The sequence below is a fragment of the Mycobacterium sp. NPDC004974 genome (assembly GCF_053600815.1).
In genome coordinates this window covers 415,754-438,281 of the sequence record NZ_JBSGAQ010000005.1, presented here as the reverse complement: position 1 = coordinate 438,281, position 22,528 = coordinate 415,754, and the positions used below count along the sequence as shown (strand labels likewise).

The following is a 22,528-nucleotide window of genomic DNA, read 5'->3' as shown; positions in this document are numbered from 1 at the left end:
GCCCAGCACGTGCCCGTCGTCGTCGATGACGTCGCGCCCGACGGTTTCGGTGAGTAACAGCACGCCATCAGCATGCCGGGTAGACCGTTGGGCCGTATGACGAACGTCGACGCGGTGGCCCCAAGGGCCCACCGCGTCGACGGGTTCGCGCTAGAACCAGACCTTTCGCCCGCCGACCGGACGTCCGACGGCTCCGAGGATCCACAGGATGATCCCGATCACCAGGAGGATGCCGCCGATCGTGTACAGGATCGAGATGCCGGCGAAGTAGCCGATCAACAGAAGAATGATGCCGAGCACGATCATGGTCAATCCGTTCGACGTAGGAAACCTCTCGGGTCTGTCGCCCGAAGTAATTGCCATGTTCGTCGATTTTCAAACGTGCAGCCCCGCCAGCCCAGAGCCGTGCGCCGAATTCCGAGGTCAACGCCTATCTTTGGGCGATAGCATCCTCGACCATGGCGAATCTGCACCGGCGGACGGTGTTGCTCGGAGCGGGGGCGTTGGTCGGACTGGCCGGGGCAACGGCCGTCGGTACCGGGCAGGCTCACGCCGAGCCTGCGCCCAGTGACGTCGACCTTGCGCTGTTGCGGCGCACTTTCGCCTTGGCGCAGGACGCCCGGCGGAGCGGCAGCGCGCCCTACGGTGCGCTGGTCGCCGATGCCGACGGCATGGCGGTTGTCGAGCGCGCCAACACATCGGCACTGACTGATGGTGACCCGACCCAGCACGCTGAGCTGACGGCCTCCGCGGAGGCATGGCGTGTGCTGGGCGCCGACGGGATGAATCATGCGACGCTGTATGCCAGCACCGAGCCGTGTGTCATGTGCTCCGGGGCCGCCTACTGGACGGGGATCGGCAGGGTCGTCTATGGCCTGTCGGTGGGTCGCTTGTTCGAGTTCACGGGCGACAACCCGAAGCAGGGCTCGTTCGCGCTGCCGTGCCGGGACATTCTTCTGCATGGCCAGCGTGGGATCACGGTGATCGGACCGCTGCTCGAAGATGAAGCAGCACAACCTCATGAGGGTTATTGGCGTTAGAGCCAGGCCTCGTTGTCATGCCGGCGGCGGCGGCGCGGGCGGTGGCGGCGGAGGTGGGGCCGGCAGGGTTATCGGCGGCAGCCCGGGAATCTCGATGACGTTGGGCGGCGGGGGAGGCCCCAGCTCATTGAGCATTGGTGGCGGCGGAATGTCGGGGCCGGGAACATAGACCGGCGGCGGCGGAGGCACATAGCCCGTGCTGGTGTTGATCGTGATGATCGAGCCGGGAATGGTCCTGCCGCTCGGCGTTGTCCCGACCACCGAACCCTTGGTCGCGTCGTTGTTGACCGGCGTGGGTTTGTCGGCGACGCGGAAACCGGCGTCCAGCAATCGCTTACGCGCGTCGTCGAACTTCATTCCGGTCACACTCGGCACTTCGCCGCCGGGGCCGCCGTCCACATAGCGCGGATCGGTAGGAGGCAGGGCCACAGGGCCGAAGTCGTCGGCGATGGGACTCATTGCGGCATACCAGGTCAAAGCCGGCTCCGTACCGCCGAACAGGGTGCCGTCACCGCATTTGCGCAAGGGGTACGAGCACAGCCCCGACGGGTTCGAGGAGTCATCAAAGACGTAGTTCGCGGCCGCGTACCGATTGGTGAAACCGACGAAGCCCGATGACCGGTGGGCCTCGGTGGTGCCGGTCTTCCCGGACATCGGCAGTTTCCAGCCGACCGAACTCGCTGCGCCGGCGGCGGTTCCGCTCGAGTGATCCTTGGCCAGCGCGTTGGCCAACGTGTTGGCAAGGCCTTCGGGTACCGCCTGGTCACAGGGGACGGTCTGCACACCCACTTCGCGGCCGTTCCGATCGAAGATCTTGTCGATCGGGTTCGGTGGGCACCAGGTGCCGCCGGAGGCAAGTGTCGCCCCGACATTCGCCAGCTCGAGTGCGTTCAGCTCGAGTGGACCGAGGGTGAAGGATCCGATGTTCTGCCGCTTGACGAAATCGGCGATGCTCTCGTTGGAGTCGGGGTTGTAATCGCGGGCACTGCCCGGTTCGGCATAGGACCGCAATCCCAATCGGACCGCCATGTCCACCGCACGCGGCACCCCGATCTGTGAGATGAGTTTGGCGAACGCGGTATTGGGCGATTGCGCGAGGGCGTCGGTGACACTCAGTGGGCTCTTGAAACCGTGCGCGTTGCGCACACACCAGGTTTCTTTGGGGCAACCGGGGGTGTCGCTGCTTCCCAGGCCCTTGCCCATGAATGTTCCGGGGACATCGAGTTGAGCGTTGATGCCCATTCCCATATCGAGAGCGGCGGCCGTGGTGAAGATCTTGAATATCGACCCGGCGCCGTCACCGGCCAGCGAAAAGGGTTGCGGCTGCACGGTCTGGTTGGCATCGAGGTTGAGTCCGTACGTGCGGCTGTCGCCCATCGCGATCACCCGGTGGGTGTCCTTGCCCGGCGTGATTACGCTCATCACGCTCGCGACCCCGGGGGCGTTGGGGTCGGCATATTTCAGGATGGCCGCATTGACACTGTCCTGAACCTTGGGATTCAGCGTGGTGCGGATCAGATACCCGTTGCGCGCGACGTCCTGCATGGTCAGGCCGGCGCGCGCCAGGTAATTCAGGACGTACTCGCAGAAGAAGGCGCGGTCGCCCGCGGCGATGCAGCCCTGCGGAAGCGGGTCGGCCTGGGGGAGCACACCCAGCGGTGTCGCCTTCGCGGCGCGCAGCTCCTCGGCCCGGTCCGGCAGGTAGTCGATCAGGGTGTCGAGCACGAGGTTGCGCCGGGCGAGGGCGCCGTCCGGGTTGGTGTAGGGGTTCAGCGCGCTGGTGGACCGCACCACACCGGCCAACAGGGCGGCCTGCGGCCACGTGAGGTCCGCGGCATCGACACCGAAGTAGGTGCGCGCCGCGTCCTGAACCCCGAAGGCGCCGTTGCCGAACGACACGAGGTTCAGATACCGGGCCAAGATCTCCCCCTTCGGGAGGGTCTTGTCCATCGCCAGCGCTATCCGGATCTCCCGGAGCTTGCGGGCGGGGCTGACCTCGACTGCCGCCCGCCGCTCGGCATCGGTTCTCGCCTTGACCAGCAGGTTGTAGTTCTTGACGTACTGCTGCTCGATCGTCGACCCGCCGCGCACATCGTCGATTCCCCGCATGTAACCGAAGAGCCCGTTCAGTGTTCCCTGGACGTCCACCCCGCTGTGCTCGGCGAAGCGCTTGTCTTCGACCGACACGATCGCCAGCTTCATGGTGTCGGCGATCCGATCGATGGGCACCACCCACCGACGCTGTTCGTAGAGCCACGCGATCGGCTGGCCCGAGGCGTCGACCATCGTGGTGACGATCGGCGCGTCCCCTTTGAGAACTTCCGCGGAATCCTGTGCCACCGTGTCGGACAGCCGCGCCGTCATGATCCCGATACCGCCGACGACGGGGAACATCAACACCGCCGCGAGCAATCCGGCCAGCACACAGTGCATGGCCAGCTTGGCAACCGTGGACCGCGAACCCGCGGGCGGGCCGGACATGCCCTCTAGCGTAAGGCGATCAACAGCCAGCTATGGGTAGATCGCACGCAACACGTTGGCTACGTTGTGATTTCGAAACGCCGGAATGTCGACCCTTATGGGCTGCCGACACATGACATCCGCGGCGGTCGGTTCTTCGGCGCCTCGGTGCGCAACTGGCGCCGAAGGGCGTCGCTAACGATCGCCGCGACTGCAGTTGGGATTCGCCGGCTTGGCGGGCCAGGTGCACACGTCGATGTAGGTGGTGTTGGCATATCCACCGCCGTCGAACACGCCGTAGGCGTCGCCGTGCGTGCCGGTGTAGGTCGCCCCACCGCCCCCGCCGCCGCTGGAGGAGATGATCGTGGTGAGGGCCCAGCCCTTGCCCTGCAGCGCGTTCTTGTACCCGGTCATCACGGCATCGGGCGTGCCGTTGACCTGGTAATGCAGGTGAATTCCGCCGTCGGCGATGTTGTCGGGCCCTTTGGTCTGCTGGACGTCGGCCGGGGTCGGCAACAGCGACGTCAGTGATTCCCCGCTTGCAGCCGCGGTGGTGGTGACAGTGGTGGTCGGGGGCGCTGTCGTGGTCGTGGCCTCGGCCTTCTCGGTCACCGGGCTGCACGCGGTGGCGGCCAGGCCGATCGCCATTGCCCCGATCAGGCAGGTTGTGGTGTGCTTCGTCATCGGCATCCCCGTTCGTCTTGCCGCACGGTACCAACGCGGGCAAAGGCGGTTGGACGATATTGGTGCGACAAATGCCCACGTAGTTCCGATCGCAAATACGTGTCGTGCCTGTTGCCGCAACCGTCGGCCCCGATAGCCCGACTATCTGTTTGATTGCCGTTACCCGGGTGTCGGCTGTCGGGCAAACGCTGGTTCATATGGGGCTTCAACCATGTGTGGGCTCGACGGAGACGATGGCGATGACGATACGGAGACATGGATGACTCGCAGGCGGTACGTGGTGACGGCGTTGGTGTGTACGGCAGCTCTGGCTGCGGCCTGCAGCGGAAGCAAGAACGACAACGCATCCCTTCCGGTGCTGGACCCCGCCGCGAAAGGCACCCTCTCCGAGCACGGCGGCGCCACCCGGGCCGGCGACGATCGCGCCGCACTCATCGCCGACTCCATCAAGAACACCGGCGCCAAGAACGTCATCCTGCTGATCGGTGACGGTATGGGCGACTCGGAGATCACCGTGGCCCGCAATTACGCCCACGGCGCCGGCGGTGCCTTCCCAGGGCTGGACGCGTTCCCGTTGACCGGGCAGTACACCCACTACTCCCTGGACAAGAACGGCAAGCCGACCTACGTGACCGACTCGGCCGCCAGCGGATCGGCCTGGGCCACCGGCACCAAGACCTATAACGGCGCGATCGCGGTGGACATCCACGGCAAGGAGCAGAAGACCCTGCTCCAGCTGGCGAAGGAGTCCGGCAAGGCCACCGGCGACATCACCACCTCCGAGATCCAGGACGCCACCCCCGCGGTCCAGCTCGCCCACGTCACCGGGCGGAAGTGTTACGGGCCCGACGAGACCACCGAGAAGTGTCCGACCAACGCGCTGGAGAAGGGTGGCAACGGCTCGATCACCGAGCAGCTGCTGGCAACGCGTGCCGACGTGGTGATGGGCGGCGGCGCCGAAACCTTCGCCCAGGTCGCCAAAGCCGGTGATTACCAAGGCAAGACGTTGGAAGTTCAGGCCAAGGAGCGCGGCTTCGCCATCGTGCGCACCGCCGACGAACTCGACAAGGCGAACAAGGCGGACCAGGATGCCCCGCTGCTCGGCCTGTTCGCCGAGGGCAACATGCCGACCCGCTGGAGCGGACCGGTTGCCGGGAAGGGCGGCTATCTGGAGCCGGCCGTCGAGTGCAAGGACAACGCGGACCGCGGTGCATCGGTGCCCACGCTGGCGGCCATGACCAAGAAGTCCATCGATCTGCTCAAGGGCGACGGGGACGGATTCTTCCTGCAGGTCGAGGGTGCCTCGATCGACAAGCAGGACCATGCCGCCAACCCGTGCGGGCAGATCGGCGAGACCGTCGACCTCGACGAGGCCGCCAAGGTGGCCCTCGACTTCGCCAGGGAAGACAAGGACACCCTGGTCATCGTCACCGCCGACCATGCCCACAGCAGCCAGATCGTGGAGTCCATGAGCGTGGAGGACGTCCGTGACGCGGCCGCCGAGGCCAAGCTGCCCTTCGAGGTCACCCGCGACGCCATCTACCCGGGCCTGACACGGGTGCTGCGCAGCAAGGACGGTCAGGACCTGACCGTCTCCTACGGCACGTCGGACAACCTCGACGCGATGGACCAGGGCCACACCGGATCCCAGCTGCGTATTGCTGCCTACGGCCCCGGCGCGGCGAACATCGTCGGCTTGAGTGATCAGACGGACCTGTTCTTCACGATGACCCGGGCGCTGGGGCTGAAGGAGAACTGACCTGCCGCGAGCGCGGCAGACTCTCACAGCTGCTGCCTGGCAAAGACCAAGCCACGCCATAGGGTGCGATTTGTGACGGTGTCGTGGCCCAAATGTGACCGTTGCAGACCAGTGTTTCCCAAGTGACTCAAGTGCAACAAATGCACTCACGTCAGATCGGGGAGGCCATCATGTCCGCGTCAACCACATTGGGCCGGCTACTCGGGTATGCGGCGTTGAGCGCCGTCGGTGCGCTGGCGGTCCTGACGGTGAGCAACGGATTGGCGGCGGCCACGCCTCGGACGCCGCTGCCCACCGACGACCAGGCACCCGCGGTGCCGTTCGATCCCGGTGCGTTGGTCAATGCCATCGACGACTACGCATCGCTGCTGTCGATCCTGACCGGAGGCAAGAGTGCTCAGCCCGGTCTCGGCGGGCCGGCCGCCGTCCAACCACCGACCGGCCTCGTCGAACAACCGACCGGTGCCTATCCGATGATCCCCGGGGTACCAATGCTTCCCGGGGAGCCGTGAACCCAATGCCCCCACGAACCGTGTATCCGACACAGCCAAGAACGATCAATCAGCGGAACGGAGCGAACCGCCGTGGACATCAGTCGAACAGTTGACACCCGCACCGCGCGGATCGCCCTCTCGCTGATCCGGTGCCCCATCAAGAGCCGGCGTTATCCCGCCAGGCAGGAGCGCTTGGTCACCCCGCAGGAAGCGGCGCTGCTCACCCGGTGAATCAGGACGGCGCCGCCAGACCGTCCCGGTCCATGGTCAAGCCGCCGCCGGCGGCGGTACATCAGCCGGCTGCCAGTTTCACGATCTGGCCGAATCCGCTGTTGTCGATGACGTACACATTGCCGGCACCGTCCACGGCGACGTCAGTGGGGGAGTTGAGTCCGGCCGCAGGTACCTCGGTCGGCTCGGTGGTCCCGGCCGCGACTTTCAGGATCCGCTTGTTGACTGCGTCGGTGAGGTACACGTCGCCGGTTGCATCGACCGCGAGGGCGTCATCGAGGCCGCCGACCGACAGCGTGCTCTGCTCGTCGGTCCCGGCCGCCAATTTCACTACCCGGTCCGCACTGGGATCGGCGACGAAGACGTCGCCCGCACCGTCGACCGCGACGGCGCCGGGCCAGGTGAGGTCGGTGAACGGCAGCTTCGACTGTTCGTTCGCTGCAGTCAATTTGAGGACACCCCGGCCAGAATCGGTGACGTAGACGGTGCCTGCCTTGTCGACCGCCAAATACCGGGGATTGTTGAGGCCCTTGAACGGCACCACGGTCTGCTCGTCGGTCGTGGCGTCGAGACGCACCACCCGGTGGTTCTGGAAATCGGCGACGTAGACGTTGCCGTCGCTGTCGACCGCGATACCCCCTGGGCTCTGAATGCCGTTGAACCCCAGGACGGTTTGATCCTGCGATCCGGCGGCCAGCTTCACCACCCGGTGCCCGCGCGTATCGGACACGTACACATCGCCGGCGCTGTCGGCGGCCAGGCTGCCGGGATAGGTCAGGCCGGTGAACGGCAGCACCGATTGCCTCGACGGCGGAGTCGGTGCGGGCGCCGCAGAAGGGGAGCCCGTGACGACCGTGAACGGCAGGTCGGCCCGGCCGAGTTGGACGAGCGGCTTCGGGGTTACCGCCACAGCCTGAACGCCGCCCTTGCCTGCGGTCATCGATTTGTCCAGGGCGACCCGATATTTCAGGGTCAGGTCCGCACCCTTGGGCAGCGCGCGCACGTTGGTGAACAGCGCGAGATAGTCCATGCCCGTGGTGATCCCCGGGTGCTCCAACGCGATCCATGTGTCGGTGGCCGGGTCGAAGCGCTCGATGGTGCCTGCGGGTATCCCGTTGGGTGAGGTGGCGCAACTGCACCGTTCCAGGACCACCACCACACCCACCTCGGGGTAGTCGACGGCAGAGTTGTTGCACAAATCGACCTCGACCTCGGTGGGTGCCGCGCCAGGGACGATCGTGGCGGTGGGCAAGCCCTTCAGCGCCACCGAGATCCGGCCGATCGGCGGAACCGGTTCAAGGGTCTCGGCGCTGGGGATCGGCGCAGATTCCGGGTTGACCTCGCAGGCGCGGGCCTGTGCCGTGGGCGCCGGTGCGGTGACGACGGTGGTGCCCAGGGTGGGTGTCGTCGGTCCCGTCCCTGTGGTGCTGGTGGTACACGCGGCGAGGGCGGCTGCCGCGAACGCCGACGAGATCAACGCGACCGCCTGTAGCCCGTCGCGGCGTCCGGTCCTGCTCATGCGTGAAGCAAAAGGTGGTGCGGCGGTGACCGATCCCAACTTCGGTCGACGTCGGGCACAGCGCGATGGCCGGTGTGGGCTTGGCAGTGTGGTCATATCAGTGACCTCTGCAGGTTGCTGGGCAGTGAATCCGGGCTGATTGGACCACAGGGTCAGGCCGCTTGACGACGAGATGCCGAAAAGCAGGTAGTCAGGCGGCGGGCACTGCGTCCTGGGCAACTCGCTCGGCGTCGTAGGTGTTGATGGCGACGCTGTCGAGGATCGCGTGTAGTTGCTCTGCCTGCGCGTGCGGGGTGAGTTCGGTCGAGCGGTAGATGCGCCCGGCGGCGCGCGCCTGCCGGCGGACGTGGCGGGTGCGGTCCATGCGTAGGTCTTCGTAGTGCCGCAACCGCGTGCCGAGTTCGCCGGGCTGGGCGTCATGCAAGACGACGGCCAACGTCATCGCATCTTCGATGGCCTGGTTGGCGCCCTGCCCGAGGTGCGGCGTGACGGCATGGGCACTGTCGCCCAGGAGGGTGATCCGGTCGGCGGACCATCGGTCCAACGGTTCGCGGTCGTAGATGCCCCACCGGAACGTGGAATCCATCGCGCCGATGATCGCAGACACCTTCGGGTCCCACCCCCGGTACGCGGCGGCGAGTTCGGCGACATCGCCAGGTGCGGTCCAGGATTCGGTGACGGTGAGATTGGTGGGGACGAACGCCACGATGTTGAGGAGGTCGCCGGCCGACACCGGGTAGGCCAGGAAGCTCTGGCGGGGCCCCAGCCACATCGAGCTGGCATTCATGTCGACGACGCCGTGCAGCCGGTCGGCGGGAATCAGCCCGCGGTAGGCCATGATTCCCTCGCTCACGGGGGCGGCTGCGCGCGTCACCTTGCCCTGGAGGCGAGAGTGGATTCCGTCGGCGCCGACCAGCAGGTCCGCGTCGACCGTTGTGCCGTCGGAGAATTCGACACGGATCCCGTCGCCGTGTTCGGTGGCCCCGACGCACGAGCGACCCAGTTGCAGGGCGTCGGCGGGTAGCGCGTCGGCCAGCACCTTCTGGAACTCGCCGCGGTGCAGACACCAGGTCCGGGCCGGGTCCCCGGAGCCGAGGGTCGACGGTTCACCGGCGATCGGCTCGGCCCGCCAGGTACGGAACTGGTAGTGCGTCACCGGCCCGGCGATCGCGGCCACCGCATCTCCTGCGCCAAGCTTGTTCAGGATGCGCGATCCGTTCGTCGCGATCGACACCCCCGCGCCGAGTGCCTTGAGCTCGTGTACCTGTTCGTACACGGTCGCGTCGATTCCGTTGGCACGCAGGGCAATCGCGGCGGTCAACCCGCCGATGCCGGCACCCACGACGGCAACTCGAAGCCCGGTCATGAGTTCCTCCTCAATCCGCAATAAATGTACCAATCGGTACGCTATTGACTATAAATGTACCGATCGGTACAGTCAAGGGGTGGCCAGGACTCCCGATCCCGTCAAGCGTGAAGAGCTGCTGAACGGTGTCGTGGGCTATCTCGAACAGCACGGCATCGGCGAGATGTCGCTGGCGCCGATGGCCGAGGCCCTGGGTACGAGCAAGCGCATGCTGCTGTACTACTTCGGTGACCGGGCCGAACTGCTGGCCCAGGCCCTGGACGCGAGCCGTCCACAGCTGGGGGAGATGTTCTCCCGTGTCACCACTGCAGACGAATTCGTGGAGGCGGCACGGACCTTGTGGCGGGAACTGACCCGGGGCGGTGAACGTCGCAACGTGCGCCTGCTGCTACAGGTCCTCAGCCTGGCGGTCACGGACCCCAAGACTTATGGCGAGGCCGCCCGAAATGCGGTGGAGGTGATGATCGCCCCGATCGCGCAAGCGCTGTCCGTGATCGGGTATCCGACCGACAACGCCTGTGCGCGTGCCACATTGGTGGTCTCTGGCCTACGCGGACTGTGCCAGGACGGTCTGGTCACCGGGGACCGGTCACGTGTCGACGCCGCCGCCGAACTCTTGATAGCCGCCTCCCTCGCCGGGCCATCCGGTCGGCGAGGCTAGGTGTTCGATCGTTGGAGGGAGACCGGCCCCGGTCAGACGGTGGTTCTCACGCCCACGTACGACAGCACGACGTCGGACTGATCGGTCTGGCGCGTCAATGTCGCATAGGAGCGGATGAATGACTGGCCGACGCATCCGTCGATCTTGACGTGGAAGTTGCTGATCATGACCCACGGGTTCGCGCTCTTGAACTCCTTCTTGTCGACCGGAACGACAATGACGAAGCCGGGTTTGAGGCCCACGGTGATCACCCCGTTGACCGGTGTGGAAACCAACGGCAGGATAGCCGTCGGGATTGCGCCGAGTGGTCCCGATACGCCGACCGACGGAGTGACACCCGCGCTGCCTGCCAACGTGACGCCGTTGGAAGTACTCATGTCGATTCCGCAGCCGATCTCGTAGCCGACCTCGAGCACGCCCCGTGGGTCTTCCGGCCCGATCAGGGAAGCGCTGAAGGTGCCGCTGGCGAGGTATTCCCGCGACGAGACAGCCGTGGTCAACGCCGGTACGGGGACCTGAGACTCGTCCTTGGCGCCCAACGTCAGCGTCCAGCCGTCCGGTGTGTTGACCACGGCGGTATCGCCTGATGCCACCCGCCCGTCGGTAGGTGGAGCGGGATTGGGCGGTGCGGATTCAGGGCCGGGATCGGCACTTGCCGAAGGTGCGTTGGCTGAAGCGATGACGAGGCAAACTGCGACAGCCGCAACGCGATGGAGGAGCACGGCCGACGGCTTCACAGGCCATACGGTAAACCCGCCGTACAGCGAGGTGAGACACGCCGCTCACCAGCGGAATCAGACTGTTGTGTCTCTGTAACCGATACGCGATACGGACGAGCAAGAGCATGCGGCTCGTTCACACGTTGTCCGTCGCGGCTTACCATGGAGGCAATCGGTCAATCGGATGTAGGCGACAACGGAGCGGTGATGGCACGGTATACGAAGGCTCTCACAGGGCTGGCGTGTGGGCTGGGCGTCCTCGCTGCGATCGCAGGCGCCGGCGTGGCCCACGCGCAACCTGATCCGTCGCAACCCGTGGTGCCCGCGATCATCGATCAATTGATCACCTCGACACCGGCTCTGTCGGTGAATCCGAATGGCAACCGCGGGCAGGTCAGCGTGTCGGGCGACGTCGGAATGGTCTGCCAAAACCTGACCGTCCGCTGCCGCTGACCGGATTGCCGCCGAGGTCAGCGGACGCCGAGGACGCTGATCGGGAACCTAGCCGTTCGAGCGTTCCATCGCCCGCGCCACCACACCGCGGGCCGGGCGCTGGCGCACCAGCTGCGGCCACCAGAACCAGCGGCCCATCAACGCCGCGATCGACGGCGTCATGAACGACCGGATCACCAGGGTGTCGAACAGCAGGCCCAGTCCGATCGTCGAACCGACCTGGGCCACCACGATCATCTCGCTGACCACCATCGACATCATGGTGAAGGCGAACACCAGGCCGGCCGCGGTCACCACCGACCCGCTGCCTCCCATGGCCCGGATGATGCCGGTGTTGATACCGGCGGGCAGTTCCTCTTTGAGGCGCGCCACCAACAGCAGGTTGTAGTCCGCGCCGACGGCCAACAGCACGATCACCGCCATCGCCATCACCATGAAGTGCAGTTCGATCCCGATCAGGTGTTGCCACACCAGGATTGACAAGCCGAACGATGTTCCCAGGGAGACCAGCACCGTGCCCACGATCACCGCTGCCGCCACCAGGCTGCGTGTGATGATCAGCATGATGATGAAGATCAGGCACATCGCCGAGATCCCGGCGATGATCAGGTCGTAGTTGTTGCCTTCCTGCATGTCCTTGAAGGCCGAGGCGGTGCCGCCCATGTAGATCTTGGACCCCTCCCACGGGGTGTTCTTCATGGCTTCCTTGGCGGCCAGCTTGATCCCGTCGATGAGCCCGATGCCTTCGGGTGTCAGCGGATCACCCGCGTGGGAGATGATGAAGCGCACCGCTTTTCCGTCGGGGGAGATGAAGCTCTTCATGCCCCGCTTGAAGTCGGCGTTGTTGAAGATCTCTGGCGGCAGATAGAAGGTGTCGTCGTTCTTGGAGTCGTTGAATGCCGTACCCATGGCGGTCTGGTTCTCCTGCATCTCCGCCATCTGATCCTGCAGACCCTTCTGGGTCTGATACATGGTCAGCATCATGGTCTTCATGTTCCGCATGATCTCGATCTGCGGCTGCATCATCGTCGCCATCTGCGGCATGAGTTCGTCGAGCCGGTGCATGTCGGGCATCAGTTGCTGGATGCTCTCGGTCATGGTGTCGACACCGTCCAGGCCGTCGAACACCGAGCGCATCGACGAGCAGACCGGGATGTTGTAGCAGTGCGGTTCCCAGTACAGGTAATTGCGCAGCGGCCGCAGGAAATCGTCGAAATCGGAGATGTGGTCCCGCAATTCGGCGACGTCGACCACCATCGTGTCCATCTTGCCCACCATGCTGTGGGTGATGCCGCTCATCTCCTGCATCAGCACGATCATCTGATCCATCGTGTTGATGGTCTTCTGCATCTCGTCGGCCTGCAGCAGCATGTCGTCGGCACGGTCGGTGAGGTACTTGCGGTTCATGGTCTGCATGACCCCGCCCATGCTCATCTGGGCCGGAATGGTGCTGAATTCCAGCGGCTCACCCTGCGGGCGGGTGATGGCCTGCACGCTGCCTACGCCGGAGACCTCGAAGATGCGTTTGGCGATTCTGTCGATCACCAGGAAATCCGCCGAATTGCGTATGTCGTGGTCGGTTTCGATGAGCACCAACTCGGGATTCATCTTTGCCGCCGAGAAGTGCCGGTCGGCCGCGGCGTAGCCCTCCTGGGCGGGTAGATCGGTGGGCAGATAGTTGCGGTCGTTGTAGTTGGTCCGGTAGCCCGGCAGCGTGAGCAGGCCGACCAATGACAGCAGGATGGTGCCCAGCAGGACCGGGCCCGGCCAGCGGACCACGAAGGCGCCCAGTCGCCGCCAGAAGCGGATGCGCATGGCGCGTTTGGGCTCGAGCACCTTGCCGAACCGGCTGGCCACCGTGATGATCGCCGGGCCCAGCGTGAGTGCCGCCACAACCGTCACCGTCATGCCGACGGCCATCGGAATGCCGAGGGTCTGGAAGTACGGCAGCCGGGTGAAATGCAGACACAGCGTTGCGCCGGCGATCGTCATGCCGGAACCGAGCACCACGTGGGCGGTGCCGTGAAACATCGTGTAATACGCCTGTTCTCGGTCCTCACCGACACTGCGGGCTTCCTGATATCGGCCGATCAGGAAGATCGCGTAGTCGGTGGCCGCGGCGATCGCGAGCGTGATCAGAAGCTGCGTCGCGAAGGTCGAGAGGCCGATCAGGTTGTGGTAGCCCAGGAACGCGACGAAGCCGCGGGCGGCGGAGAGTTCGATCACCACCATCGCCAGCACCAGGATCACCGTGATGATCGACCGGTACACCAGCAGCAGCATCGTGATGATGACCACGAAGGTGACGCCTTCGATGATCTTGACGCTGCGGTCGCCGGAGATCTGCTGATCGGCGGCCAGGGCGGTGGGTCCGGTGACGTACACCTTGAGCCCGGGTGGCGGAGACAGGCTGGCGATCAGCTGCTGGACCGCCTCCACCGATTCGTTGGCCAGCGCCTCGCCCATGTTGCCGGCCATGTAGACCTGCACATAGGCGGCCTTGCCGTCATTGCTCTGGGCGCCGGCCTCGGTGAGCGGGTCGCCCCAGAAATCCTGGACGTGTTCGACGTGCTTCTTGTCGGCTTCCAGCCGGTCGACCATGTCGTTGTAGAACCGGTGCGCGTCGTCGCCGAGCTTGTCCTCCTGGGCCTCCAGCACGATCATCGCGGAGCTGTCGGAGTGGAACTCGTCGAACACCTTGCCGACGCGCTTCATCGCGATCACCGACGGTGCCTCGTCTGGGCTCATCGACACCGAGCGCATCTGACCCACCACCTCGAGCGGGGGGACGCTGACGCTCAGAAACGCGAGGAGTGCGATCCAGCCGACAATCACCGGAACGGCGAATCGACGGATCCATCGAGCAATCCCCGTGTGGGGAGCTCTGGAATCGGCCATCAGGAACCCTTGGTGGTCGGTGGGTGAGCACAATGCAGAGGTCGGCCTAGTGCGAAGGCTTACCTTACTACGTGGTGTCGTTCCCCCCGTCTTACCAGACCGGGGACGGCGACGGGCGGCCAGACATCTCCAGCAGGCGTTACACGCCGACCGGTTCGATGTCGTCGACGCGGCCCAGTCGCCACTGTCCCTCGCCGAGCAGTTCCAGGTGCGTGTTGTGGTGGCGATGAACGGTGGAGCGGTGGGTGACGCTGACCAACACCGTGTCGGGCAATTCGCGGCGGATCAGGCTGTAGATCATGAATTCCAGCGGCTCGTCGAGCGCCGAGGTGGCCTCGTCGAGGAACACCACCTTGGGTTTGGTCAGCAGCACCCGGGCGAATGCCACGCGCTGCTGTTCGCCGGGGGAGAGCACCTTGGCCCAGTCACCGTCCTCGTCGAGCCGACCGACATAGCGCGGTAGGGCGACCGCGAGCAGGGCATCCTGCAGTGCCTTGTCGGGCAGGTCGCCGGGCTGGTGGGGGTAGGACACCACGGTCCGCAGATCGCCCAACGGAACGTAGGGCACCTGCGACAGATACAGCGTCTCGTTGGCCCCCTGCGGGCACCGCACCGTGCCCGAGGCGTACGGCCACAGCTGGGCGATGCTTCGCAAAAGCGTGGTCTTGCCGGTGCCCGACTTGCCGGTGATGATCATCGCCTCGCCGGCGGCCAGGGACAGGCTGAGATCGTCGATCAACTGCTCGCCCGCCGGGTTGCGTACCTCGACGTCGCCGAGTTCGACCAGGCTGTCGGTATCCGCGGCGAGTTCTGCGACATCCAACTTGGGCAACGCGCGGCTCTGCTCATCGGCGGTGACCAGTCCGTGCAGGCGGATGATCGAGGCGCGGTAGCCGGCGAACGTGTCATAGGAATTGCGGAAGAACGACAACGCATCCTGGATCGCACCGAAGGCGGCCACCGACTGATTGACCGTTCCGAGCTGGATCTGGCCGGTGAACAACCGGGGGGCCTGCAGGGCCCACGGCAGCGGGATGATGATGTGGCTCATCGACAGGTTCCACCCGGTGAACACCATGGTGCGGTTGACGAAGTGTTTGTAGTTGGTGACGACAGCGGAGAACCGTTCCCGCAGCTGTGACCGCTCGACCTTCTCGCCGCGGTACAGCGCGACCGACTCGGCCGCGTCGCGCAGGCGCACCAACGCGTAACGGAATGCGGCGTTGAACTTTTCGTTGTTGAACGACAGCCGGATCAGCGGACGGCCGAGCGCGAAGGCGATCACGGTGGCGAATGCGACATAGACGAAAACCGACCAGAACATCGCGCGCGGTATCTGGAGTCCGAAGATGCTGAGGTCACCCGAGAGGTTCCACAGGATCGAGGTGAACGAGACGACCGAGACGATCGAGGAGATGGCACCGAAGGGCAGCGTGCCGTTGCTGGTCTGGTGCGGGGTGTTGGGCTGCGGGCCGGACAGGGCGGTGAACACGTCGATGTCGGACTGGATGCGCTGATCGGGGTTGTCGATGGTCTGGTCGATGAACCGGGACCGGTAGTAGGCACGGCCGTCGAGCCAGTCGCCGGTGAGCCGGTCGGTCAGCCAGGTCCGCCAGGCCAGCATGAAACGCTGCGTCATGAACAGGTCGACCAGCACCCGGGTGACCAGGATTGCGGCCAGCACCGAAAAGGTGAGCAGTGCGATCCAGAAGCCCCTGATGCCAGAGACTCTCACCTCGTCGTTGCCGGTGGCCCAGCCCTGCACCGCGACCTGAGCCGCGGAGTACAGATCATTGCTCTGGTAGCTGAACAACACCGCCAGTCGCACACCGATGATCACCGACAGCAGCATCGCGGCCAATGTCAGCCACGGCTTGAGGCTGTGGCGCCCGGTGAAATAGGCGCCGGTGACGGTCCAGAACTGTCGGCCCCACGTGCTGAAGCGGGCGAGCAGGATCAGTACCGCCAGGGTGCACACCGCCGTGATGGTCCAGGCCTGCGCCAGCCACCACAGGGAGTGCAGTAGCTCGGAACTCCAATCGATCGAGGGCGAGAACGGTTTGACGTCATTCACCGGGATCCCTCCTGAGGTGCCGACGGACCTGCCGGCTGGATTTCCAGACGCGCCTGCGTGGAAGCTACCGCAGCCGGTCCGTCCAGCCTCAGTGCAACACCGAGAGCGCGCTCACCACTTCGCCTGTGGTCACGATCGAGCTTGCGTAGTTCGGCAGGTTCACCTCGAGGGCGGCGCACCCACGTGACGGCCGCAAGACCGGGATGTTTCGGCGCCGGTGCGGCCGCTGTACGTCTCTACAGTCCGCGACCGCGCGACTGTAGGGCCAACCCGGGATTGCCGTATTGGGATGCCGCACGCCGGAGCCCATGTCCATACTTCGGTGTCTTGGTGGCGGCGAAAGGTGGTACATATGGCGTCTGGCAGCCAAATAGATTCTGCGCCAGTAGAATTGAAGCGCGAGTTCTCGCTGTGGTCGGCGTTCGCGTTTGCGTTCGCGTTCATCTCTCCCATCGTTGCCATGTACGGGATCTACGGTCTGTCGCTGTCGACCGCCGGCCCCGGTTTCTGGTGGACGTTCGTCATCGTCGGCGCGGGCCAGTTCATCGTGGCGCTGGCCTTCGCCGAACTGGTGTCACGGTGGCCGTTCGAAGGTTCGATCTACCAGTGGACCAAGCGCCTGGCGGGCGAGATCGCCGGGTGGTTCGCCGGCTGGGTCTACATGTGGGCACTGGTCATCATCATGGCCACCGTGGCCTACGGCGGCGCCGGATTTCTGGCGGAGCTGATCGGGATCGGAAGCCCGAGTGCGGTACAGCAGAGCTTCATCGCGCTGCTGATCCTGCTCGCCGGCACCGGCGCCAACATCGCGGGCCGCATCTTCTTGAAGACACTCATGTTGGGCAGCATCGTCGCCGAGATCGTGGCCTCGATAGGGCTGGGCACCTACCTGCTTCTGTTTCATCGCCACCACGGTCTCGACGTGATCCTGCAGGGGATCGACCTCGGCAGTGGTTGGTCATGGGCCTATATCTCGGGGCCCTTCCTGGCTGCGCTGGGGTTCACCAGCTGGTCCATCCTGGGCTTCGAAAGCGCCGGTGCGATCGCCGAAGAGGTCAAGGAACCGCAGCGCAACGTGCCCAAGGCGATGCTGTTCTCGGTGTCCTTCATCGCCATCGTCATCGCCTATGCGTCGTTGGCCGTCACGCTGGCGGTGCCGGATTTCAGCAAGATCAGCTCCGGTGAGGTCTCCGATCCGGTGACGTATGTACTTGGTGCTGCGCTGGGCGAATCCTGGGTCAAGCCGATTCTGCTGGCTTTCGTGATCGGATTTCTGGCGAGCTTCCTGGCCCTGCAGGCCTCGGCTTCCCGGGTCATCTGGGCCTTCGCGCGGGACCGGGTGCTGCCGGGCTCACGAGTGCTGTCCAAGTTGTCCAAGGCAGAGGCCCAACCGGTCAGTGCGATCCTGGTCACCACGGTGATCGGCGCCGTCGTCTACCTCATCTCTGCCACCGATGTTTACTCCGTGCTGGTGACCTTCACCGCCGGTGGTTACTACTTGGCATTTCTGTTCCCGCTGGTGACGGGGTTGGTGGCGCGGTTGCGGGGCAAATGGGTACCGGGGCCGTGGCACCTGGGCAAGCTCAGCACGCCGGTGGCACTGCTGGCGACGCTGTGGGCGGGATTCGCCTTCCTCAACATTGTTTGGCCGCGCACCGTGTCCGACTCCTGGTACATCAACTGGGCGTTCTTCGTGGCGATGGGCGTGATCCTGGCACTGGGCAGCGTCATCGTGAAGACCCGAAAGGTGGGGCAACCCAAGACCGGTGAGCCCGCGGCAGTCGCACCCGAACTGACCAAGGAGCCGGTGTGAACGCCGACAAACCCGTGGCCGTGGTGACCGGTGCCGGCAGCGGCATCGGGGCGGCGATCGCGGCGCTGCTGCGCGATCGGGGCTGGACCGTTGCGTCCATCTCGCGGGAACCCGCGCCCGACACCGACCTGTGGCTCGTCGCCGACGTCGCCGACGAGGACGCCGTCACCGAGGCGGTCGCCCAGGTGCACAACGCATTCGGCCGGATCGATGCCGCGGTCATATGTGCCGGGCACTACGCGGAGACCCCGGCGCTGGACATCGAGCAGCCCGCCTGGGAGCGGATGCTGCGGGTGCACGTAGGTGGTCTGGCCCACGTGTGCCGGGCCGTCCTGCCGGACATGCGGCGACGGGGCAGCGGGCGCATCGTCGGCATCGCCTCGGAACGCGCCATCGGCGGTGGCAGCAATGACGCCCACTACGCCGCGGCCAAAGGCGCTGCATTGAGCCTGTTGCGCAGCATCGCGGTGGAGGTCGCCGCCGACGGGGTCCGGGTCAACGCCGTGGCACCCGGGCCGTGCGACACCCCGCTGCTGGAAGCCGAATCATGGGAACGCGCCGAGGAATTCGTCTCGACCCTGCCGGCCCGGCGCATCGCGCTGCCCACCGAGGTCGCCGAACTGGTCCGTGGCCTGCTGGAGGAGGACCTGTTCCTGTGCGGAGAAGTGTTGTCGGTCAACAGCGGAACGGTGATATGACGATGACCGAGATCGATCGGGTACTGATCACAGGCGTCGACACCAGGCTCGGCGCCGCGGTGCGGAATCATTTCGCCGGACGAGGTGCACTGACGGTGGGAACGGTCAGCGCAGACGGTGTTGCCGCGCCTGGGGAAATCACGGTCAAGGCCGATCCGGTGAACCGATCCGAGGTGAGTGACGCGGTGGCCAAGGCCGCCGCACACATGGGGGGAATCGATGTGCTGGTTGTGGCGCACGGCCTGCCCGTGGTGGCGCCGCTCGCCGACCAGTCGATGGCCGAATTCTGGGCGCATGTCGACGCCACCCTGACCGGCAGCTTCCTGTACGCGCAGGCCGCCGCGGATCACATGCGGCACAGCGGGACCGGCGGACGCATCGTGCTGACCAACTCGCGCTGGCATGTCGGCGGAGACGGCCTGGCCGCGGTCGCCACGGCGGCCGGAGGGATCGTCGCGCTCACCAAATCACTGACCCGTGACTTCGGTGGCTTCGGGGTCGGAGTGAACGCCGTCGCCCTCGGTGCCCTGGATTCGGAATGGTCGGTCTGTGACGGCGCCGGCGGGCAGCCGCCGGGCGGGCGGACCGGCACCGTCGAGCAGGCAGCCGCGGTCATTGGACTGTTGAGCCAGCGTCAACTCGGTGCGGCCGTGGGACAGATCGTCAATGTCGATGGCGGGTTGTCCCGAAATCGTGTTTAAGAAAGGCAATCAATGAACCAAGCAATACCCGGGGACAACGCCCGCGACGCGATCGTGGGCCCGGCGGACCCCCAAGTGCAGCCGCGCTACGCGGGGTGGACGACCTTCGCCCGGCTGCCCCGCCTGTCAGATGTGGCACGGGCCGACGTCGTGGTGGTGGGCGTGCCGTTCGACAGCGCTGTGACCTACCGGCCCGGAGCCCGGTTCGGCCCCAACGCGATTCGTCAAGGATCCCGCCTCATCCGTGGCTACAACCCCGAGCTCGACATCAAACCGTTCGAGGTCTGCCAGTTCGCCGACGCCGGCGACATCGCGTGCAACCCGTTCGACATCAGCGAGGCGGTTGACCAGATCGCAGCGCAGCTGACCGAACTTCAGGCCGAGGGAACGCGTGCGGTGATCCTCGGCGGCGATCACTCGGTGGCGCTGCCGTCGTTGCGCGCGGTCCACGCGGTGCACGGCCCGGTGGCGCTGGTGCATTTCGATGCGCACCTGGACACCTGGGACAGCTATTACGGGGCCGACATCACCCACGGCTCACCGTTCCGGCGAGCCTTCGAGGAAGGCCTGTTGCTCGATCGCAGCCTGCACGTCGGAGTGCGCGGATCCATCTATGACAAGCAGGATCTGGTCGAGGACGCGAACTTCGGCTTCTCCGTCATCACCTGCAAGCAGATCGGCGCGCTCGGAACCGACGGCATCATCCAGCGCATCCGCGAGCGGGTGGGAGACGCGCCGGTATATGTCTCGGTCGACATCGACGTGCTCGACCCGGCGCATGCGCCGGGCACCGGCACGCCCGAGGCCGGCGGCATGACCAGCCGTGAACTGCTCGAGATCGTGCGCGGGCTGGACAGCGTGAACCTGGTCGGCGTCGACGTGGTGGAAGTGTCACCGGCCTACGACCATGCCGAGATCACCGCGATCGCCGCCGCCAACGTCACCTGGGAATTCCTGTCCGTATTCGGAAGAAAGGCTCGATCATGATCCCCTTGACGCCTGCCGGACCGGTGTCCTGGCCGGAGGGAAAGCGTTGCGCCGTCGCATTCACCTTCGACGTGGATGCCGAATCTCCGCTGTTGACAACCGATCCGGCGTTCGCCGACCGCATGGGCGCGATGTCGCACCAGGCCTACGGTCCGCTGGTCGGGGTTCCCCGCCTGCTGTCGATACTCGACGAATTGCAGGTTCCGGCAACGTTCTTCGTACCCGGCTACACCGCGCACCGGCACCCCGAGCCGATCCGGTCGATCGCGGCGGCCGGGCACGAGATCGCCCACCACGGCTACCTGCACGAGTCGCTGGTCGGCGTCGACGAACAGACCGAGCGCGAGATTCTGGACCGCGGGCTGCGGGCGCTGCAGAACGTGGTCGGGGTGACACCGGTCGGCTATCGCGCGCCGATGTGGGAGATGAACTGGCACACACCGAAACTGCTCGCCGAGTTCGGCTTCCTCTACGACTCCACCCTGATGGATTCCGATCACCCGTACGAGCTGGCCGTCGATGACCAGTCCGCGCTGGTGGAACTCCCGGTGAGCTGGGCGCTGGACGATTGGCAGCAGTACTGCTTCGTTCCCGATTTCTCCGGGACTGGCCTGATCGAGACTCCGGCCAAGGCCATCGAGCTGTGGCGCGCCGAACTCGACGCGATGCGTGATGTCGGCGGTGCCTGGATCCTGACCAACCACCCGTTCCTCAGCGGACGTCCGGGCCGTGCGGCGGCGCTGCGCGAGTTCATTGCCGAAGTGTGTGCCATGGACGACGTCTGGGTCGCGGGCATGGCCGAGATCGCCGGATATGTCCGCGAACAGGCGTTGACGCCGCGCACTCTGACCCGCCCCGAGCTGAACATCCCCGCCGAACCTTAAGGAGAATTCTCGATGAAACGCGAAGCCCTCACCCCGGACAAGCTGCGCGAGGCCTACCAGCATGTGTGGTTCGTGGTGGCCCGGTCCCAGGACATCGACACCCCGCAGTCTGCCACCCTGCTCGACCACAAGCTGGTGGTGTTCCGTGATTCCACCGGTGCGGCCCGGGTGACCGACCGGCGCTGCATCCACCGGGGCGGCAACCTGGCCGACGGCAAGGTCGTCGGCGACAGCATCGCCTGCCCGTACCACGGGTGGCGGTTCGACGGGCAGAGTGGGCAGTGCAGTCACATCCCGTCTCTGGCCGAGGGACAACGGATTCCGCCGAAGGCGGAGATCAAGTCCTATCCGGTGATCGAGCGATTCGAACACGTCTGGACGTGCCTGGGCGACCCGGTGTTCGACTTGCCACATCCGCCTGAGATCGGCGGCCTGGAGCTGGAATGGCGTGCGGCGGAGCCCATTCACGCCGAGTGCGGATTCATGGCGGCCACCGAGAACTTCCGGGACATGGCCCATTTCCCGTTCGTGCATGCGCCTTCGATGGGCGAGGTCAACCCGGTGGTGGACGAGCTGGCCGTCAAGCGCGACGGTCGTGAGGTGTGGGCGTCCTACTTCTACCCGGGGGTGCCCGATTCGGACTTCTCCGATGTCGGCGATGCCTGGATGCACTACCACTCGTACGCGCCGGGAATCGCGACCATCCTGTACGACTTCGGCGAGTCGCTCGGCAAGCGGTATCTGGTGGATTTCCCGTCGCCGGTCAGCTACGACAAGTGCATCATCTTCTGGGGTGTGGCCACCGACAAGGATTTCCGCGGCGGAACGGTCGACGAGATCCTGGAGATCGAGACGAAGGTCTTCAACGAGGACACCCCGGTGCTCGAAGGTCTTGAACCCAAGGAGGTTCCGCTTGCCGGGCAGGCGTTCGAGGTGTCGGCGCCGGCCGACATCTACACGCTGAACTACCGGCGCGCGACCCAGCATGCGGTGCAGACGATTCAGCAGGAGCGGAACCTGATCGCGGCGCAAGTCGAGGTGCCCGCCGAAAACGGCCACGCTCGGGTCTGAACCGGCAACCGCTACC

General features: G+C 65.6%; 20 protein-coding genes. 12 read left to right on the top strand and 8 right to left on the bottom strand.

What is annotated here, in order from left to right; all coding sequences use genetic code 11:
* Positions 1-150: 150 nt before the first annotated feature.
* Positions 151-306, bottom strand: coding sequence for a hypothetical protein (locus ACWEFV_RS15470; RefSeq protein ID WP_090431476.1), 156 nt, complete (start codon positions 304-306; stop codon positions 151-153).
* 152 nt (positions 307-458) lie between these two features.
* On the opposite strand from ACWEFV_RS15470, the gene ACWEFV_RS15465 reads away from it, so the two are divergent.
* The gene (locus ACWEFV_RS15465) at positions 459-1,040 is read left to right on the top strand and encodes a nucleoside deaminase (RefSeq protein ID WP_450070772.1); all 582 of its coding nucleotides are present in this window, start codon (positions 459-461) and stop codon (positions 1,038-1,040) included.
* 15 nt (positions 1,041-1,055) lie between these two features.
* On the opposite strand, the gene ponA2 is transcribed toward ACWEFV_RS15465, so the two are convergent.
* A complete protein-coding gene (gene ponA2, locus ACWEFV_RS15460; protein WP_450070771.1) occupies positions 1,056-3,521 on the bottom strand; it encodes a transglycosylase/D,D-transpeptidase PonA2 in 2,466 nt (821 codons plus the stop codon).
* A gap of 174 nt (positions 3,522-3,695) precedes the next feature.
* Positions 3,696-4,184 (bottom strand): hypothetical protein, encoded by a 489-nt coding sequence (locus ACWEFV_RS15455; RefSeq protein WP_450070770.1) that lies wholly within the window; start codon positions 4,182-4,184, stop codon positions 3,696-3,698.
* 259 nt (positions 4,185-4,443) lie between these two features.
* Here ACWEFV_RS15455 and phoA point away from each other — a divergent pair, with 259 nt between their 5' ends.
* The 3 genes from phoA to ACWEFV_RS15440 all read left to right on the top strand — a co-directional run bounded on the left by phoA (position 4,444) and on the right by ACWEFV_RS15440 (position 6,668).
* Complete coding sequence (phoA, locus tag ACWEFV_RS15450; protein ID WP_450070769.1) at positions 4,444-5,943, top strand: alkaline phosphatase; 1,500 nt, start codon at positions 4,444-4,446, stop codon at positions 5,941-5,943.
* A gap of 170 nt (positions 5,944-6,113) precedes the next feature.
* Positions 6,114-6,455, top strand: coding sequence for a hypothetical protein (locus ACWEFV_RS15445; protein WP_135456038.1), 342 nt, complete (start codon positions 6,114-6,116; stop codon positions 6,453-6,455).
* Positions 6,456-6,527: 72 nt separating this feature from the next.
* Positions 6,528-6,668: a hypothetical protein gene (locus tag ACWEFV_RS15440; protein WP_167857646.1), complete on the top strand. Its 141-nt coding sequence runs from the start codon at positions 6,528-6,530 to the stop codon at positions 6,666-6,668.
* Between the two features lie 61 nt (positions 6,669-6,729).
* On the opposite strand, the gene ACWEFV_RS15435 is transcribed toward ACWEFV_RS15440, so the two are convergent.
* Together ACWEFV_RS15435 and ACWEFV_RS15430 are read right to left on the bottom strand one after the other, a co-directional pair.
* Positions 6,730-8,187, bottom strand: coding sequence for an NHL repeat-containing protein (locus ACWEFV_RS15435; RefSeq protein WP_450070768.1), 1,458 nt, complete (start codon positions 8,185-8,187; stop codon positions 6,730-6,732).
* 190 nt (positions 8,188-8,377) lie between these two features.
* Positions 8,378-9,553 carry an FAD-dependent monooxygenase gene (locus ACWEFV_RS15430; protein WP_450070767.1) on the bottom strand — a complete coding sequence of 392 codons (1,176 nt, stop codon included), beginning with the start codon at positions 9,551-9,553 and terminating at the stop codon, positions 8,378-8,380.
* Positions 9,554-9,632: 79 nt separating this feature from the next.
* Here ACWEFV_RS15430 and ACWEFV_RS15425 point away from each other — a divergent pair, with 79 nt between their 5' ends.
* Positions 9,633-10,214, top strand: coding sequence for a TetR family transcriptional regulator (locus ACWEFV_RS15425; RefSeq protein ID WP_450070766.1), 582 nt, complete (start codon positions 9,633-9,635; stop codon positions 10,212-10,214).
* 32 nt (positions 10,215-10,246) lie between these two features.
* On the opposite strand, the gene ACWEFV_RS15420 is transcribed toward ACWEFV_RS15425, so the two are convergent.
* Positions 10,247-10,936: an MspA family porin gene (locus ACWEFV_RS15420; protein WP_450070799.1), complete on the bottom strand. Its 690-nt coding sequence runs from the start codon at positions 10,934-10,936 to the stop codon at positions 10,247-10,249.
* Between the two features lie 204 nt (positions 10,937-11,140).
* On the opposite strand from ACWEFV_RS15420, the gene ACWEFV_RS15415 reads away from it, so the two are divergent.
* Positions 11,141-11,386 carry a hypothetical protein gene (locus ACWEFV_RS15415; RefSeq protein ID WP_450070765.1) on the top strand — a complete coding sequence of 82 codons (246 nt, stop codon included), beginning with the start codon at positions 11,141-11,143 and terminating at the stop codon, positions 11,384-11,386.
* A gap of 48 nt (positions 11,387-11,434) precedes the next feature.
* Here the strand turns inward: ACWEFV_RS15415 and ACWEFV_RS15410 are convergent, their stop codons facing one another.
* Positions 11,435-14,284, bottom strand: a complete 2,850-nt coding sequence (locus ACWEFV_RS15410; RefSeq protein ID WP_450070764.1) for an MMPL/RND family transporter — start codon at positions 14,282-14,284, stop codon at positions 11,435-11,437.
* 139 nt (positions 14,285-14,423) lie between these two features.
* Positions 14,424-16,358 carry an ABC transporter ATP-binding protein/permease gene (locus ACWEFV_RS15405; protein ID WP_450070763.1) on the bottom strand — a complete coding sequence of 645 codons (1,935 nt, stop codon included), beginning with the start codon at positions 16,356-16,358 and terminating at the stop codon, positions 14,424-14,426.
* 352 nt (positions 16,359-16,710) lie between these two features.
* Between ACWEFV_RS15405 and ACWEFV_RS15400 the strand changes: the two genes are divergently transcribed.
* The 6 genes from ACWEFV_RS15400 to ACWEFV_RS15375 are packed head-to-tail and all read left to right on the top strand — an operon-like array spanning position 16,711 to position 22,512.
* Positions 16,711-18,171 (top strand): APC family permease, encoded by a 1,461-nt coding sequence (locus ACWEFV_RS15400; protein ID WP_450070762.1) that lies wholly within the window; start codon positions 16,711-16,713, stop codon positions 18,169-18,171.
* The gene (locus tag ACWEFV_RS15395) at positions 18,168-18,869 is read left to right on the top strand and encodes an SDR family NAD(P)-dependent oxidoreductase (protein WP_450070761.1); all 702 of its coding nucleotides are present in this window, start codon (positions 18,168-18,170) and stop codon (positions 18,867-18,869) included. Before ACWEFV_RS15400 ends, ACWEFV_RS15395 begins: the two co-directional genes overlap by 4 nt.
* Positions 18,870-18,871: 2 nt before the next feature.
* Positions 18,872-19,570: an SDR family NAD(P)-dependent oxidoreductase gene (locus ACWEFV_RS15390; protein WP_450070760.1), complete on the top strand. Its 699-nt coding sequence runs from the start codon at positions 18,872-18,874 to the stop codon at positions 19,568-19,570.
* A gap of 12 nt (positions 19,571-19,582) precedes the next feature.
* Positions 19,583-20,557 (top strand): agmatinase, encoded by a 975-nt coding sequence (speB, locus tag ACWEFV_RS15385; protein ID WP_450070759.1) that lies wholly within the window; start codon positions 19,583-19,585, stop codon positions 20,555-20,557.
* Complete coding sequence (locus tag ACWEFV_RS15380; protein WP_450070758.1) at positions 20,554-21,441, top strand: polysaccharide deacetylase family protein; 888 nt, start codon at positions 20,554-20,556, stop codon at positions 21,439-21,441. Before speB ends, ACWEFV_RS15380 begins: the two co-directional genes overlap by 4 nt.
* 12 nt (positions 21,442-21,453) lie before the next feature.
* Positions 21,454-22,512 (top strand): Rieske 2Fe-2S domain-containing protein, encoded by a 1,059-nt coding sequence (locus ACWEFV_RS15375; RefSeq protein WP_450070757.1) that lies wholly within the window; start codon positions 21,454-21,456, stop codon positions 22,510-22,512.
* Positions 22,513-22,528: the final 16 nt, after the last annotated feature.

What these genes read in the sequence shown, in the direction of transcription:
- ACWEFV_RS15415 (WP_450070765.1), top strand. Translation starts at nt 11,141, where the DNA reads ATGGCACGGTATACGAAGGCTCTCACAGGGCTGGCGTGTGGGCTGGGC.
- ACWEFV_RS15455 (WP_450070770.1), bottom strand. Translation starts at nt 4,184, where the DNA reads ATGACGAAGCACACCACAACCTGCCTGATCGGGGCAATGGCGATCGGC.
- ACWEFV_RS15400 (WP_450070762.1), top strand. Translation starts at nt 16,711, where the DNA reads ATGGCGTCTGGCAGCCAAATAGATTCTGCGCCAGTAGAATTGAAGCGC.
- ACWEFV_RS15470 (WP_090431476.1), bottom strand. Translation starts at nt 306, where the DNA reads ATGATCGTGCTCGGCATCATTCTTCTGTTGATCGGCTACTTCGCCGGC.
- ACWEFV_RS15390 (WP_450070760.1), top strand. Translation starts at nt 18,872, where the DNA reads ATGACCGAGATCGATCGGGTACTGATCACAGGCGTCGACACCAGGCTC.
- ACWEFV_RS15465 (WP_450070772.1), top strand. Translation starts at nt 459, where the DNA reads ATGGCGAATCTGCACCGGCGGACGGTGTTGCTCGGAGCGGGGGCGTTG.
- ACWEFV_RS15375 (WP_450070757.1), top strand. Translation starts at nt 21,454, where the DNA reads ATGAAACGCGAAGCCCTCACCCCGGACAAGCTGCGCGAGGCCTACCAG.
- ACWEFV_RS15430 (WP_450070767.1), bottom strand. Translation starts at nt 9,553, where the DNA reads ATGACCGGGCTTCGAGTTGCCGTCGTGGGTGCCGGCATCGGCGGGTTG.
- ACWEFV_RS15445 (WP_135456038.1), top strand. Translation starts at nt 6,114, where the DNA reads ATGTCCGCGTCAACCACATTGGGCCGGCTACTCGGGTATGCGGCGTTG.
- ACWEFV_RS15380 (WP_450070758.1), top strand. Translation starts at nt 20,554, where the DNA reads ATGATCCCCTTGACGCCTGCCGGACCGGTGTCCTGGCCGGAGGGAAAG.
- ponA2 (WP_450070771.1), bottom strand. Translation starts at nt 3,521, where the DNA reads ATGTCCGGCCCGCCCGCGGGTTCGCGGTCCACGGTTGCCAAGCTGGCC.
- ACWEFV_RS15410 (WP_450070764.1), bottom strand. Translation starts at nt 14,284, where the DNA reads ATGGCCGATTCCAGAGCTCCCCACACGGGGATTGCTCGATGGATCCGT.
- ACWEFV_RS15435 (WP_450070768.1), bottom strand. Translation starts at nt 8,187, where the DNA reads ATGAGCAGGACCGGACGCCGCGACGGGCTACAGGCGGTCGCGTTGATC.
- phoA (WP_450070769.1), top strand. Translation starts at nt 4,444, where the DNA reads ATGACTCGCAGGCGGTACGTGGTGACGGCGTTGGTGTGTACGGCAGCT.
- speB (WP_450070759.1), top strand. Translation starts at nt 19,583, where the DNA reads ATGAACCAAGCAATACCCGGGGACAACGCCCGCGACGCGATCGTGGGC.